Source organism: Leptodesmis sp. (assembly GCF_052746595.1).
This window is the reverse complement of the sequence record NZ_JBRAGO010000106.1, coordinates 1-14,495: the sequence shown is the minus strand read 5'-3', so window position 1 is coordinate 14,495 and position 14,495 is coordinate 1. Positions and strand designations below refer to the sequence as shown.

The following is a 14,495-nucleotide window of genomic DNA, read 5'->3' as shown; positions in this document are numbered from 1 at the left end:
AGAGACGTTTCGGCGAAACGTCTCTATAAACGTAAAATTTGATTGCAGACGTAGTTTGGGATGGGAGATCAATATGAGTAGCGTCCTCGTTATTTCAGATGCGGAGTTTGAAACTGAGGTCTTGAAGGCTTCTCAGCCGGTATTGGTATACTTCTGGGCACCCTGGTGTGGTCCCTGCCGCCTCATGACCCCCATCATGGATCATTTAGCCACTGTTTACGCCGATCGCCTCAAAGTCGTCAAGATGGAAGTGGATCCTAATCCAGAGGCAGTGAAGGAATACAAAGTAGAGGGAGTTCCAGCCTTAAGGCTATTCCAGAACGGAACTGTGGTTGAATCTAGCGAAGGTGCGCTGCCCAAGCCCAAGGTTGAGGCTATGGTTGCTCCCTATCTCTAACTCAGTCTCCCCTCTCCCCTATGGCTGTTCGCGCTCCAATGAACCGTACTCTGGAATTGACAGTGGACGATCGCATACGGTTACGCGATCGCCTGCTTCACTCTCTGCCAAAACACCCGCTGTCTCAACCGCCACAGGGAGTCATTTGGGGAGATTGTTTGGAGTGGGCAAATCGCTTACCAACAGGATTTGCCGATTTACTGTTTCTTGATCCACCTTATAACCTGACCAAAGATTTTCATGGTCAAAAGTTTTCTCGGCAGACAATCGAGGCCTATACCCTGTGGTTAGATGATGCGATCGCGGCCTTCAAACCGTTGCTGAAACCCTCGGCCTCCATCTACATTTGTGGGGATTGGTTTTCCTCCATCTCAGTATTTGCCGTTGCCGCCAGTTACTTCACAGTTCGCAACCGGATTACCTGGGAACGGGAAAAAGGCCGGGGAGCGAAAGCCAATTGGAAAAATGCCAGCGAGGACATCTGGTTCTGCACCATGTCAGACAACTACACTTTTAACGTCGAAGCCGTGAAACTCCGGCGTAAAGTGCTGGCTCCCTATCGCCAGAATGGTTCTCCCAAGGATTGGCAAGCTACCCCAGAGGGCAATTTTCGCGACACCCATCCCTCAAATCTGTGGACAGATATCACCATTCCCTTCTGGTCGATGCCAGAGAACACCGATCACCCCACCCAGAAAAGCGAAAAACTCCTGGCTCGTCTGATTCTGGCCAGCACCAATCCGGGTGATTTCGTCCTGGATCCGTTTTTGGGCAGCGGGACAGCCTGTGCAGTGGCGAAAAAGCTCGATCGCCAGTTCCTGGGCATTGAAATCAATGAGGAGTACTGCTTGATGGCCGCAAAACGGTTGGAGCTGGCCGAACAGGATCGCAGCATTCAGGGATATGCAGATGGCATTTTCTGGGAGCGGAATACCCTGGCTATGCGAAAGCATAAATCGCAAGGACAGTAGTAGCAGATGGATTGTAGAAACGTTTTGTCGAAACGGCTTTACAGGAAGAACTGTGAAAAGGAATTGTGATTTACAAGACAATAAACAAGGTATGGTTAGGTCTTGTAGGGGCCATTGGAAAGGGGGCGTGACGTGGAGCAACCCACATCAAACACGCAAGTAGACCGTAACTTAGCACCGCACTCCAGGGATTGGGCATGGCGCTTTTGGCCGTTGGTACCCATCTATCCTTACGGCAAACGACGCACGCTGCGTACGGAGATCGTAAAGGATCGAATCTGGACATTTGATCAGGTGCAGGGCATCCTGTACGTGGTGGTGCCCATTCGGATGACCGTCATCAAGTTGGAGGCTGGAGGACTGCTGGTGTATGCTCCCATTGCTCCAACCACAGAATGTCTGCGACTCTTGCAGGAATTGGTAGACGAGTATGGCGATGTGAAGTATATCATCCTGCCTACGATTTCTGGTTTAGAACATAAGGTGTTTGTTGGCCCGTTTGCCCGTCAGTTTCCTCAGGCTCAGGTATTCGTTGCTCCCGGTCAATGGAGTTTTCCGCTCAACCTGCCGCTCACTTGGCTGGGGTTTCCCTGGAAGCGCACACAGGTCTTACCAGCGGATAGCAGCCAATCTCCCTTTGGGCAAGAGTTTGATTACGCGATTCTGGGGCCGATCGATCTGGGGCCAGGGAAATTTGCGGAAGTGGCCTTTTTCCATCGGCGATCGCGCTCCCTTCTGGTAACTGATTCCGTGATTTCGATTCCCGAAGATCCTCCTGCCATTGTTCAATTAGACCCCTATCCGCTGTTGTTTCACGCCAGGGATGATGGCTTTGATCTGGTGCAGGATGATCCGGCCACTCGTCGCAAAGGCTGGCAGCGGATTGCCCTGTTTGCCTGCTTTTTCCGTCCCAGTGCGTTAGAACCTGTAGAATTTGGGCAGTCGGTGCGAGATGCCTGGAAAGCCAGCGATCGCTCCCGCAAAGCGTACTTTGGCTGGTTTCCCTTTCGCTGGAAAGCTGATTGGCAGCGGTCATTTAATACCTTACGGGGAGGCGGTCGGTTGTTGGTCGCTCCGATTCTGCAAACCCTGATTCTCAATCGCGCTCCTCAAGAAACCCTGGCCTGGGCCAAGCAGGTTGCCAGTTGGCCGTTTGAACGAGTGATCCCTTGCCATTTAGATGCTTCCGTTGCTGCTGATTCCCATCAATTCCGGCAAGCATTTAGCTTTCTGGAACTCAGCAGTAATACCCCCAACTTACCCGAAGCAGATTTTCAACTGTTGTGGGAGATTGATGCCTTTTTGAATAAAACCCGCCTCGTTCCACCTGCTAAGGAGAAGGTGTGATTGATTGGGGGGGCAAATTAGCCAAATTTAGATAGAGTATTGTTGATGCTAACGAGTCTGGGGCTTGCGGCAATGGCAAAACTCAGAACGGTGCGATTATGAATCTGTTGATCGGTAAAGCTTTACAGGGCGGTAAATACACGCTGGATGAATTGCTGGGTGAGGGGGGCTTCGGTGTCACCTTTAAGGCCACCCATCACTACCTGGGACAAACAGTGGTGATTAAAACCCTGAATCCCTCTAGTCAACGCAATTTAGAGTTTTCTCAGGTACAGCGACAGTTCCAGGAAGAAGGACGACGGTTGGCCCTATGTATCCATCCCAATATTGTGCGGGTGAATGACTTTTTTGTGGAAGAGGAAATGCCCTTCCTGGTGATGGATTACGTTCCTGGTGAAACCCTGGAAGCCGTTGTGTTCCCCGATAAACCGCTGCCCGAAGCGATCGCCATTCATTACATTCGGCAAATTGGAGCCGCTTTGCAGGTGGTTCATGCGAATGGACTGCTGCACCGGGATGTGAAACCACAAAATATTATCCGACGGCGGGGTACCCATGAAGTCGTGCTGATTGACTTTGGGATTGCCAGAGAGTTCACCCTGGGAACTACTCAAACCCATACCAGCATTATTTCTTCTGGCTATGCCCCGATCGAGCAATACATGGCGCAGGCCAAACGCACTCCTGCCACCGATGTCTATAGCTTGGCCGCTACCCTGTATTCCCTGCTAACGGCTCAATTGCCTGTGGCCTCGATTCTGCGCGATCGCCAACCGATGCCTGCTCCCCGTGATCTGCGTCCAGAACTCAGCGCTGCCGTGAATCAGGCGGTGCTACGGGGTATGGCGATCGAAGTCCAGCATCGTCCGGCCACGGTCGCCGATTGGATGAAATTGTTACCGGGCAGTACCGCTACCCCAACTCCAGCCGTTCCCTCCAACCCCATTCCCCCGGTTCCTCTTTCTACGGCTGCAACACGAGTTGTCAGTCCGGCCATTCCTCCTATCAGTCCTGCTGTTCCACAGCGATCGTCCGGACAATTACCCGCCCAATTACCCGATACCATCCTACCTGTTAACCAGCCAGCAGTTACCACCCCACCTCCGTCCCGGATTGCTCCCTGGATGCTGATTGTGCTGGCCGCGATCGCCAGTGCCACCGCATCAGCCTTTGGAGCCTTCTGGTACTACTCCCAAACCCCCACCTCTTCTACTTCCCGCCCATCTTCCATTTCCCCTACGGCTCCCGCATCTCCTACCTCCCCCTCCCAGCCTACCTCCCGTCCTTCTCCCAAACCCTCTGCGTCAGTTCCACCTTCCCCTGCTCCAATCCCCACTCCCTCACCCTCCGACACTCCCACCCCGTCGCCAGCGGAGCCTGACTCTGGCACTGCAGAGGTGAGTATCACTGGCTATCCCACAGGAACCAGCATGACAACCATCCGGGAAAAGCTGGGGGAACCCAACCGATCCAGTGAGGGATTGTGGCCAAATACACGAGCAGCCCTATATGACCTGATCCCTGAGCAGGTAACCGTAGCCTATCTCTATGACAAAACCAGCGGTAAAGTGCGGCAAACAGAAGCTTCTTTTGCTCAAGATGTGCATCCGCGATCGATGGGAGACACCTTAAACGGGATGTTAGACGGCGCACTCACCGCTCCTATCGAACAAGGGTTAATCAACGTCGCCAATCGTAAAACCAACCGCTTCAGCTTTACCAGCGGCTATCTCAAAGGAACCGTGGAGCGCAATGATCAAGATCGAATTTACATTGCCGTGTGGGAAGCAGATCTGCATCAGTGAATGGTTGATAGTTAAAAGTTAAGAATGAATGAGTAGTATTTAAGTCTTAACTCTCAACTCTCAACTCTTAACTTTCTCCCCCATGTCCCGACCTATTCTCTATCTGGCAATTACGAACCATGGTTTTGGTCATGCAACTCGTGGAGCATCGGTTGCGGCTGAAATTCAGCGGCAGTGTCCTGATGTATTACTGATTCTGGTGACGACGGCTCCTCGCTGGTTGCTGGAGGCTTATATTCCCGGTGACTTCATTCTGCGGCCTCGCGCTTATGACATTGGGGTGATTCAGAGTGACAGCATCACTATGGATAAGGCGGCAACCCTGGCAAAGTTGCAAGAGTTGCGGCAGAAACAGAACGAGATCATTGCTTCAGAAGTCAATTTCATTCTGCAAAATCGAGTGGGACTGGTACTGGCGGATATTCCTCCCCTGGCGGCCCCGATCGCCAAAGCTGCTGGCATTCCTTGCTACATGATGAGCAACTTCGGCTGGGATTTTATCTACCGGGACTGGTCTGACGAGTATCCAGAATTCAATGACATGGCAGATTGGATTGTGGACTGTTTTAGCCAGTGCGATCGTCTGTTCCGGTTGCCCTTACATGAACCCATGAGGGCTTTTCCCACGATTACGGATGTCGGGTTTACTGGAGGAACGCCTCGCTACAGTGTAAAACAACTGCGACAGAATCTTAATCTGACAGTTCCCCAGGAAAAAACGGTACTCCTGACTTTCGGGGGATTGGGGCTAGAGCAAATTCCCTATCACAACCTGGAGCGCTTCCCGGACTGGCAATTTCTCACCTTCGATCGTAACGTTCCCAGCCTGCCTAATCTATTGCCTATCAGTAATCCGCACTATCGGCCTGTGGATGTGATGCCAGCCTGTCATTGTGTGATTTCTAAACCGGGATTCAGTACCTTCTCCGAAGCCTGCCGCCTGAATGTGCCAATTATTTCCATTACCCGCGATGATTTTGCTGAGGCTGCCGTACTCCTGAAAGCGACCCAGGACTATCTCCCGACCCAAATTTTGCAACCTGCCGAGTTTTTTACTGGCAACTGGGACTTTCTCCATCAACCCTTTCAGCCGCCTCGTATTCCCGACGCTCCTCGTCCAGATGGCAATCAAGAAATTGCGACGGCTGTGCTCAATACCTTGCAAAACGCATAAGATAATGCACATCAGGTTTTGCAAGGAGGAAGTTGCGTGAATCCAGTCACTAATCGCACCATTCATCGCGAAAAGCAACGGGTGAAAATCTACACGACCGATGGATGGGAAATTCAAGGAGAAGTTTCCATTCCCGCTGGGGGCTACAACTCTCGTCTATCTGATTTTCTCAATGGTGAAAAAGCCTTTATTGCCATCACGAATGCGATGGTGTATGGGTGGGAGGGTTCTCTGCTGGCCAGTGAAAGCTTTATCTCGGTGAATAAGCAGGCCATCAAGCTGGTGGTTGAAGATCACGGACAGGAATCTCTGATCGCAGAGCCGTCTGATGGCCGCTCATCTACACCTTAATCTCGCATGACCCATCACCAACAGCTTCTCCGGATTTCAACAACGGGAAAAGCCCTGCATAAAGTCACCTCCAAAGTGCAGACGATCGTCGCGGAGTCTGGCATTACAACCGGACTCTGTACCCTGTTCCTGCGCCATACTTCCGCCAGTCTAGTGATTCAGGAGAACGCCGATCCAGATGTGTTGACCGACCTCAGCAATTTCTTTGCCAAATTGGTGCCGGAAAGCTATCACTACATCCACAGTACAGAAGGGCCGGATGATATGCCTGCCCACATTCGGACTGCCCTCACCCACACCTCAGAACAAATTCCGATCATGAATGGCCGTCTAGCTCTGGGAGTTTGGCAGGGAATTTATATTTGGGAGCACCGTCAGCACGGGTCTACTCGTGAACTGGTGGTTCACCTGAGCGGCGATTGATGGAGTTGGAAACAGTGGAGCAACGCTTCTCAGTCCCGAACAACAGAATCCGCACCAAAGGCCACACCATCATAGTGATTACGGAGATGGCAACAATCCCAATCAAAGTAGCCAATGTAGCAAATGGAGACATCAGCAGTAGCAACTGGAACCTACCCCCCTACCCTAAAAGTTACACATACCCCTAACCTCTAGCAAAATTAGAATTTTTGTCTGCACTCACTATGCGACTGTTTTGCAACACTTAGGAGTCAAGTATGTCCCGTTCTCAACCCTATCAGCCGCTGCTATTACGAATCCTGCATAACGTCAATGGATTATTGGCTCTAGGTGCGATCGTCACTGGCTTTCTGGTTTACAACACCTATGATGGCCGCTTTGGTAAACTGCCTATCCCTGCCATTGAGGACATTATTGATGTGCATGGCACGATCGCGGTAACGTTTTTCTTTTTCCTTCCCCTGTTTATTCTGTACAGCTTCCATGCCGGAAAAGGTCGGTTGATCCAGCCTGATTCCTTTGCCAATCTGTCTCATTTAACAGAGTTCATTGGCCAGCACAGTTTCCACCGGATTGTGAATACTTTCATGCTACTGGCCGCTATCCTATCGACTATTTCTGGCCGCATGATGAAGGAGGAGTGGCTCCCTCAAGGGGACTTGAATCAAATCTGGTACAGTCTCCATTTGCTGGCCTGGGCTGTACTGATTGGGGGTTTAGCCATTCACCTGCTCTCCGTGGCACGGGTTGGGGGTGCCCCATTATTTCAAGCCATGTTATCCGTGTACTTCCGACCTGAAGATAGTCCGGCCCTTTGGGGTCAGCGGCTCAATCAGTGGTGGCAGAGCCTGCGTTCCAAATCTTGATTTCTGAGGATAACTTTATGAAACGCAATACTCTTCTCAGAATCTTTGAAGTGATCATCCTGACTGGCTGGACGATCGCACTCCTTGCTCCCCTGATCCTCTCATCTGAATAGGTCTAGCAAGAGACATAGGATTCTCTCTATGGATTTTCCCTGACTTTTCGTCATTTACTCTTTGACACTTTCCTTTACAACTATTTACAATATGGGTGTAGGAATGAGCTCTCGGAGTACTCGATATGCAAGACACTCAAAAGTTGACGGTTTCTGCTGATGATCGTAATGCCTGGAAGTTTGGTTTCACTCCTCAAGCGGAATTGTGGAATGGTCGCTTTGCCATGATCGGTTTTGTTGCCGCTCTGGCTACTGAATTGATTACCCATCAGGGTGTTTTGCACTTCCTGGGCATTCTGTAAGTTCTCTTAAGCCAAGTCCAGCTAGAGAACGGTCGTTTTTCGATCAGAGAAACTCCGATTTCTGAATTTGGACAAGGTTTAAATCACTTAGGCAGTAGGCGAACCCTTCTGAAGAAGGGTTCGTTTTTATATGGCTATTGCTCGTTCGAGAATTAAGTCAGTCCCCAAGTTCGTTGAGAATGCGAGTTGCTTCAGCACAGAGGAAGTCATGATTTTGCCCATTGCTGGCGAGGATGCCGCCCCATTGAGTGGCATCTTTCTGGTTATACAGGAGTGGGCTGCCATCGAAATGAGTGAACTGACCGCCTGCTTCCGTCAGAATCAGCTCAGGCGCGGCGAGATCCCAGTCTTTGGCAGCAGAGGTGCCGGAGAGAGCCACATATACATCAGCACGTTGATCAGCGATCGCGGCAATTTTTCCACCCAGACTGCCGATCGATTTCTGGGTCTGGCAGGGAAAGCGTGCCATCAATTGATTAAACCGTTGATTGCGATGGCTGCGGCTGGTGACAACAATCATCTCTTCCAATTGATGACGCTGGGAGACGCGCAGGGGAGCGATCGTACCATCCCGCTGTTCCAGGAAACTGCCCCCGTTGAGCGTGGCAAAGTAAAGCTTACCGACGGCGGGACAGACAACGACTGCCAGCACAGGTCGATGGTCATGCACCAAGGCGATATGAACGGCATACTCTCCCGTCTGTCGAATAAATTCCTGCGTGCCGTCTAAGGGATCAATAACCCACACCCAGGAGTGTTGTAGGCGATCGCTGCTCGGTTCCAGCTTGTAGGTTTCTTCCGTCAGGTAGCCAAACTCCTGCGTTCCCAACTGAGTCTGCAATGTCGTCAAAATTGCCGCATTCGCTGCCGTATCCGCCTCTGTCACTGGGCCATCTTCTGAGTTTTGAATGTTAAGTTCTAAATTTTGAGTTTTGAGGAGAATATCAGCGGCTTGCCAACCTGCGATGCGGGCGATCAATAACCAGTCTTTCAAGTTGGGATCGGTCATGGGATGGATGGTGAAGGGCGGATAGTGAAACAAAGGACGCAAGACGTGAAGCAGGCTTGCAGTTTTTAGTTAACTTAAAACTCAAAACTTAAAATTTTTTATTTTCTCCCTTAGCTTAGCTCATTCCAATCCTGCCATCCAGCGTCGGGTACCGAAGAACTGACAGGCATAAGCGGCGACTTGGGCAGCTTGATCTAAAGCGGTCACAAAATCAGTCTGCAGGATAAAGTGGCAGAAGGCTCCATGAAAAATGTCTCCAGCTCCCAACGTATCAACGGCTTGAATGGTGGGGACAGGGATATAGCCAATTTGAGTACGATCGCCATAGGTAATCGGCTTTTCCCCATAGGTAATGGCCTTGTAGGGAATGTTGAAGTCTGATAAATAACGCATCACCTCGACTTCCGACTGGCAACCGGGGGGATGGAAATTGGCTGAACACACAGCGTAGGTGACAAAGGGCAAAACAGTGTCGAAGCCTGGTTTCCAACTGCCGCCATCAATGACTACGGGAATGTTTTGAGTGTGGGCCTGTTGCGCCAACGATCGTCCCACGGCCATCTGATGTCCATCGATCAACACGATATCTACAGCTTGCAACTCTATATCCTGCAAGATATGGGAGGGAATCTGGTCTGGGGTGGCGGCTGTATTGACGGCATTGATGGAGATGACGGCTCGTTCTCCCGTGGCTTGCGTCACGATGATGGAGGACACCGGCGGCGGTTCAGAGCGTGTTGGATGTAAATCAGCCAGATGCACTCCCTGTTCCTGCAAATCTGTCAGAATCAGATGGCTCATCGGATGTGCTCCCACTACACTCAGCACTGTTGCCTGATTTCCCAGGTGTCTGAATGCAATCGCCGCATTCGTCGCTGGGCCACCCGCTGAAACAACGTAGTCCGTAGCCACTATTTTTTGATTACTATCAGGAAGTTGAGCCGCCTGATAAATCAAATCCAGCGTCGTCAATCCAACAAACAGCCCCTTCTTCACTACCTCCCTACTCCCTCCTTCTGTATGTCCTCTGACCCCAAACCCGGAACACTCTACCTTGTAGGAACGCCGATCGGCAATCTGGAAGACATGACTTTCCGAGCGGTACGGATTTTGCAATCGGTAGATGTGATTGCCGCAGAGGATACCCGCCATACGGGGAAATTGTTGCAGCATTTTCAAATTACAACGCCGCAGGTGAGCTATTACGAACACAATCAGAAGTCTCGCATTCCTGATCTGGTGCGCCGCTTGCAGCAGGGACAGGCGATCGCTCTGGTAACCGATGCCGGAATGCCAGGAATTTCCGATCCGGGGTACGAACTGGTGAAAAGTTGTGTAGCCGCTGGGATTGCTGTGGTGCCAATTCCGGGGCCAAGTGCGGCGATCGCGGCTCTGGTAGCTTCGGGATTGCCCAGCAATCGATTTCTATTTGCAGGATTTTTGCCTGCCAAATCCAAGGATCGGTTGATTGATTTAGAAGGACTGGCTCGCGAGCCACATACTTTGATTTTCTATGAAGCCCCTCATCGGTTAAGACAAACCTTGCAGGATTTAGCGGCTGTCCTGGGGAACGATCGGGCGATCGCCTTTGCACGAGAATTGACCAAGCTGCACGAAGAAATCTGGCGGGGAACGATTCAGGAAGCTATTGATTATTACACCCACAAAGATCCTCAAGGCGAGTACACGCTGGTTGTCGGTGGTGCGGAAATTTCCCAACCTGCCTTGTCTGAAGAAGTGATTAAGGCGGAACTACAAGCCCTCCTCCAGCAAGGACTATCCCGCTCCGAGGCGAGTCGGGAACTAGCGAAACAAACCGCCCTGCCGCGCCGCCACATCTACCAACTGGCTCTATCTCTGGCAGATGGTTCAGCGTAAGAGGCGGTGGCAAATTGGCATAAAAAACGATCGCTCTCTGTCATTGTCAAAGAGCGATCGCCAATGTTGTTGAAGGTTAACGCCGTTACCTCCTGCAAGTTACGCAAGGCAAGCAGCTAGGTCAGCATCAGGGGTGGAGATAGGTTTGAGATGATAAGTCTCCGATAGTAACTTCAACACATTGGATGAGAGAAACGCTGGTAGAGTGGGGCCTAAGCGAATATTTTGAATTCCCAGGTGGAGCAAGGTGAGTAAGACGGCAATGGCTTTCTGCTCGTACCAGGACAAGATCATAGACAGTGGTAACTGGTTTACATCTACTTCAAATGCATTGGCGAGTGCAATGGCAATCTGAATAGCTGAATAGGCATCATTACATTGGCCGATATCCAGTAGGCGGGGAATACCTTCAATCTCACCCAGGTTCTTGTCAAAGAAGCGGAACTTGCCACAGGCCAAGGTAAGAACGACACAATCATCAGGAACTTTTTCCGCCAATTCGGTGTAATAGTTGCGATCGGGTTTGGCTCCATCACAACCACCAATCAGGAAGAAGTGGCGAATTTTACCTGCTTTGATGGCGGCAATTACCTGGTTGGCCACTCCCAGTACCGCATTTCGAGCAAAGCCTGTCGTTACCTGCCGGAGTGGTTCAGTTTCCGTAAATCCTGGTAGTTCCAGTGCTCTTTCAATCACAGGGGTAAAGTCGGGGTGACTATTGATTCTATTAGGCAGATAGTTCAATCCCGGATAACCGACGGGGCCAATGCTAAACAGCTTGTCCTGATAGTTGCCCTGGGGAGGCATCAAGCAGTTTGTGGTCATCACGATCGCGCCAGGGAATTTGGCAAACTCTTTGGTTTGATTCTGCCATGCGGTGCCGTAGTGCCCATAGAGATGGGGATAGGTTTGTTTTAGACGGGGATAGCCATGTGCTGGCAACAATTCTCCGTGGGTGTAAACGGTAATGCCCGTTCTTGCTGTTTGTTGCAACACAGCTTCCAATTGGGGCAGGTCGTGACCAGACACAAGAATCGCTTTGCCAGCTCTGGGACTGATGGGCACAGAAGTCGGTACGGGATGGCCAAAGGTGCTTGTATGTCCGGCATCTAGCAGTTCCATCGTGCGCAGATTAATTTCTCCGACCTTCAGCGCTAACTTAACCCAATCCTGTAAACTGAGATCTTGGCGCTCTAAAGCGGCTAATGCTTCATAGCAGAATTGATAAACGCGATCGTCCTCCTGTCCTAATTCCTGTGCATGGAAAGCATAGGAGGCTACCCCTTTAATGCCGTAAAGCACTGTCAGCTTGAGGGAGAAGATATCAACATTCATTCCCGATTGGCTGATGAATTGCAATGCCAGATCCTGCCCCTGTGCCGCTAAACTGCCTGTAAAATCTGGCTCGTAGCAGGCAATGGCTGACCAGGTTTGGGCAACGCCTGTTAGTTGCTGAATTTGAGTTTTCAGTTGTTCCCGATAGGCGATCGCCTGACGAATGTAGGTAGTAAAGCGGCTTTCGTCAAAATTCACGTTCGTCATCGTGGCAAAGATGGCTTCACAGGTAAAGCGATCTATCTCCGGCTGCGAAATGCCTAATTCACGTGCCCGCAATGCTACAGGAGCCAATCCTCGCAGGAGATGGATCAGTAAATCTTGTACGGCATTCACTTCTGGACTCTTACCACAGGCTCCCCATTGCTGGCATCCCTGTCCGCTCGCCGTTTGTTCACATTGTTCGCAAAACATCATTTCACCTTTCTTGAGCATCTTCCTTTACCTTAGGTGAGGCGATTTTTTAACTCTTTGACTTAAGTCAAGAACAGACGGTTAAGATAGTAAACTTCAGCTTTTCTTCCATTTTCAGGATGACGGCGAAATGCCATCAACCATCAAATTTTGTAGGATGGGTTAGGCAGTAGCCGTAACGTATCCTCTATCCAGGCCGTATTTTAAAAGCCTTCGATCCTCCCTAACTTTCCTTGAAAAGGGGGAAGCGAACTATGCAAACTCCCCTTTTTAAGGGGATTCAGGAGGATCGTTACAGAATCAATTAAAGAACCAAAAGGTTTTAAAGAGTGTCCTAGGGATGACATTTAGTTTGTGTTGTTGAGGCTAAATCAAATCAATCTCATCTCCATGTCTATCAACTTCTGCTCACAATCTCTCATGACTCTACCGGAGTTTCTGAATCAGACCATTATGTTTCAGGGATTATCACCTGAACAGTTGACGGAATTGGCGAATCTGGCGATTGCTAAAACTTACCGCAAAGGTGAAATTATTTTTCATCAAGGTGATGCAGGAATTGGTTTTTTGTGGTTCGATCGGGGCGCGTGAAAGTGTTTAAGCTTTCCTCCGATGGCAAAGAACAGATTCTGCACATCTTTAGTGAGCGGGAGCATTTTGCCGAAGTTCCGGTGCTGGATGGGCAAAGTTTTCCGGCTTCAGCCTTGGCGATTGAAGCATCAGAAGTGCTATTTTTTCCCCGCCAACCATTCCTGCAATTGTTGCAAGAGCAGCCCTCTCTCACCATTAATCTGCTCAAAAGTTTTGCCCGTCACCTGCGGCGCTTCTCCAATCTGGTTGATAATCTGGCACTGCGTGAGGTGCCTGCCCGGCTTGCCAACTATTTATTGAGTTTGAGTGAGCAAACCAACCAGGCTGAAACCGTAGAACTAGATTTGTCTAAAGGGCAACTGGCGGCCAAGCTGGGTACGATTCCCGAAACCTTATCGCGGGTCTTCGCCAAACTGATGCATGACGGTTTGATTGAGATGGATGGATACACGGTGAGATTGCTTGATTGCGATCGCTTGCATCAATTAGTTGTCCTGGAAAAGCCAGCCAAAGCTAGAGCTAACCGGAATGGCAAGATTTGACCAAGGCTGCATCTGGAATCAGCCTGAATGCTCTTGATGTTTAAGAGAAGATGGGAATAATGGATAGAGATTTACTGCACTTGTCATGCAAAAACTGCTAGGAATTCTGTTTCTAATTGCCGGAATTTATTTTTTAGGGCAGAACATCATGTTTTCCACCTATTATTCGCCCTTTTTCTGGCGTAATTTACCCGCTATGGGTTCGGTACTGGCGATCATGGGGGGGGTGGTTTCGTTGATTTTCTTTCCCCGGCAAACAGGTGGTTTCGGTTGGATTCTGTTAGTCGCTGGGATTATCCTGGTGTTTCTCAGTGGTGGGGTATTCTTAAAGCCGACCAGCCTCTGGAATTTTTTAGTCGCGTTTGGAGCGATCGCCGTTGGTTACAAACTGTTGTTCACTCGAACATTTAGATTCTGAGTCCGGTTTAATCACACAAATGTCGATCACTCTCAGCAATAGTCTGATTGGTTTTCAGGTAATCCTGCACCCAGTTGCAGGCACTGGCGAAACAACTCACAACTGGGTAAAGCCTGGTTATTTTCCACTCGCACCATACCCAGACTTTGCAACTCATACACCCGCGCAGGTTCTAGCTCTACAGTGGACAGGGGGGAATTCACAATCAAACTATAAACGGATTCCAGTTGGGGATGTTGTTCCAGGTACAGTAATTGCTGCCGTAAATAGTCACTAAAGACGCTGTCTTCTGAGGTGGCGGTTCGCAGGAGTTGATTCAGGGAAACGTCACCACGACTGATATGATAAAGGGCCAATCGCACTAAGTAAGGATTGCCCCGCACCAGAGACATTAAGGACACAATTCCCTGTTCTCCCAGTTGGGCGGTAATGTCCAAGGGGTGGCGGCTGGCTAAATCGCGCACCTGCTCCAGGGTAAATTCTGGCAATTCAATGGATAAACCAACAGTGACATCCTCCCGACACCAATGCTACGCATACGGTGCGGGCTTCCCAAGAT

The 14,495-nt window shown here is 50.2% G+C and carries 16 protein-coding genes and 1 pseudogene; 13 read left to right on the top strand and 4 right to left on the bottom strand.

Features of this window, described 5'->3' with window-relative positions; translation table 11 throughout:
* The first annotated feature begins 73 nt into the window (after nucleotides 1-73).
* The 9 genes from trxA to ACUVQO_RS18955 all read left to right on the top strand — a co-directional run bounded on the left by trxA (nucleotide 74) and on the right by ACUVQO_RS18955 (nucleotide 7,749).
* Nucleotides 74-397, top strand: a complete 324-nt coding sequence (gene trxA, locus ACUVQO_RS18995) for a thioredoxin (RefSeq protein ID WP_445927402.1) — start codon at nucleotides 74-76, stop codon at nucleotides 395-397.
* A 20-nt stretch (nucleotides 398-417) separates the two neighbouring features.
* Nucleotides 418-1,368: a DNA-methyltransferase gene (locus ACUVQO_RS18990; RefSeq protein ID WP_445927401.1), complete on the top strand. Its 951-nt coding sequence runs from the start codon at nucleotides 418-420 to the stop codon at nucleotides 1,366-1,368.
* Nucleotides 1,369-1,500: 132 nt separating this feature from the next.
* Nucleotides 1,501-2,715 carry a DUF4336 domain-containing protein gene (locus ACUVQO_RS18985; protein WP_445927400.1) on the top strand — a complete coding sequence of 405 codons (1,215 nt, stop codon included), beginning with the start codon at nucleotides 1,501-1,503 and terminating at the stop codon, nucleotides 2,713-2,715.
* Between the two features lie 98 nt (nucleotides 2,716-2,813).
* Nucleotides 2,814-4,520 carry a serine/threonine protein kinase gene (locus tag ACUVQO_RS18980; protein ID WP_445927399.1) on the top strand — a complete coding sequence of 569 codons (1,707 nt, stop codon included), beginning with the start codon at nucleotides 2,814-2,816 and terminating at the stop codon, nucleotides 4,518-4,520.
* An 82-nt stretch (nucleotides 4,521-4,602) separates the two neighbouring features.
* The gene (locus ACUVQO_RS18975) at nucleotides 4,603-5,694 is read left to right on the top strand and encodes a glycosyl transferase (RefSeq protein ID WP_445927398.1); all 1,092 of its coding nucleotides are present in this window, start codon (nucleotides 4,603-4,605) and stop codon (nucleotides 5,692-5,694) included.
* Between the two features lie 36 nt (nucleotides 5,695-5,730).
* A complete protein-coding gene (locus ACUVQO_RS18970; RefSeq protein WP_445927397.1) occupies nucleotides 5,731-6,045 on the top strand; it encodes a DUF6812 domain-containing protein in 315 nt (104 codons plus the stop codon).
* Between the two features lie 6 nt (nucleotides 6,046-6,051).
* Nucleotides 6,052-6,468: a secondary thiamine-phosphate synthase enzyme YjbQ gene (locus ACUVQO_RS18965; RefSeq protein WP_445927396.1), complete on the top strand. Its 417-nt coding sequence runs from the start codon at nucleotides 6,052-6,054 to the stop codon at nucleotides 6,466-6,468.
* Between the two features lie 257 nt (nucleotides 6,469-6,725).
* Complete coding sequence (locus ACUVQO_RS18960; protein WP_445927395.1) at nucleotides 6,726-7,334, top strand: cytochrome b/b6 domain-containing protein; 609 nt, start codon at nucleotides 6,726-6,728, stop codon at nucleotides 7,332-7,334.
* Nucleotides 7,335-7,572: 238 nt separating this feature from the next.
* Nucleotides 7,573-7,749, top strand: a complete 177-nt coding sequence (locus ACUVQO_RS18955; protein WP_445927394.1) for a chlorophyll a/b-binding protein — start codon at nucleotides 7,573-7,575, stop codon at nucleotides 7,747-7,749.
* Nucleotides 7,750-7,906: 157 nt separating this feature from the next.
* Here ACUVQO_RS18955 and ACUVQO_RS18950 read toward each other — a convergent pair whose 3' ends face one another.
* Together ACUVQO_RS18950 and ACUVQO_RS18945 are read right to left on the bottom strand one after the other, a co-directional pair.
* The gene (locus ACUVQO_RS18950; RefSeq protein ID WP_445927393.1) at nucleotides 7,907-8,791 is read right to left on the bottom strand and encodes a 3'(2'),5'-bisphosphate nucleotidase CysQ family protein; all 885 of its coding nucleotides are present in this window, start codon (nucleotides 8,789-8,791) and stop codon (nucleotides 7,907-7,909) included.
* 87 nt (nucleotides 8,792-8,878) lie between these two features.
* Nucleotides 8,879-9,754 (bottom strand): sugar kinase, encoded by an 876-nt coding sequence (locus tag ACUVQO_RS18945; protein ID WP_445927392.1) that lies wholly within the window; start codon nucleotides 9,752-9,754, stop codon nucleotides 8,879-8,881.
* A gap of 24 nt (nucleotides 9,755-9,778) precedes the next feature.
* Here ACUVQO_RS18945 and rsmI point away from each other — a divergent pair, with 24 nt between their 5' ends.
* Nucleotides 9,779-10,636: a 16S rRNA (cytidine(1402)-2'-O)-methyltransferase gene (gene rsmI, locus ACUVQO_RS18940; RefSeq protein WP_445927391.1), complete on the top strand. Its 858-nt coding sequence runs from the start codon at nucleotides 9,779-9,781 to the stop codon at nucleotides 10,634-10,636.
* Between the two features lie 99 nt (nucleotides 10,637-10,735).
* Here the strand turns inward: rsmI and hcp are convergent, their stop codons facing one another.
* The gene (hcp, locus tag ACUVQO_RS18935) at nucleotides 10,736-12,388 is read right to left on the bottom strand and encodes a hydroxylamine reductase (protein ID WP_445927390.1); all 1,653 of its coding nucleotides are present in this window, start codon (nucleotides 12,386-12,388) and stop codon (nucleotides 10,736-10,738) included.
* A 417-nt stretch (nucleotides 12,389-12,805) separates the two neighbouring features.
* On the opposite strand from hcp, the gene ACUVQO_RS18930 reads away from it, so the two are divergent.
* The 3 genes from ACUVQO_RS18930 to ACUVQO_RS18920 all read left to right on the top strand — a co-directional run bounded on the left by ACUVQO_RS18930 (nucleotide 12,806) and on the right by ACUVQO_RS18920 (nucleotide 13,936).
* Nucleotides 12,806-12,976 carry a cyclic nucleotide-binding domain-containing protein gene (locus tag ACUVQO_RS18930; protein WP_445927389.1) on the top strand — a complete coding sequence of 57 codons (171 nt, stop codon included), beginning with the start codon at nucleotides 12,806-12,808 and terminating at the stop codon, nucleotides 12,974-12,976.
* A complete protein-coding gene (locus ACUVQO_RS18925; protein ID WP_445927388.1) occupies nucleotides 12,955-13,518 on the top strand; it encodes a Crp/Fnr family transcriptional regulator in 564 nt (187 codons plus the stop codon). The genes ACUVQO_RS18930 and ACUVQO_RS18925 overlap by 22 nt, the downstream gene beginning before the upstream one ends.
* An 85-nt stretch (nucleotides 13,519-13,603) precedes the next feature.
* Nucleotides 13,604-13,936 (top strand): hypothetical protein, encoded by a 333-nt coding sequence (locus ACUVQO_RS18920; protein WP_445927387.1) that lies wholly within the window; start codon nucleotides 13,604-13,606, stop codon nucleotides 13,934-13,936.
* Nucleotides 13,937-13,968: 32 nt separating this feature from the next.
* Here the strand turns inward: ACUVQO_RS18920 and ACUVQO_RS18915 are convergent.
* Nucleotides 13,969-14,433, bottom strand: a pseudogene (locus ACUVQO_RS18915) (AAA-like domain-containing protein); the annotation flags it as partial.
* Nucleotides 14,434-14,495: the final 62 nt, after the last annotated feature.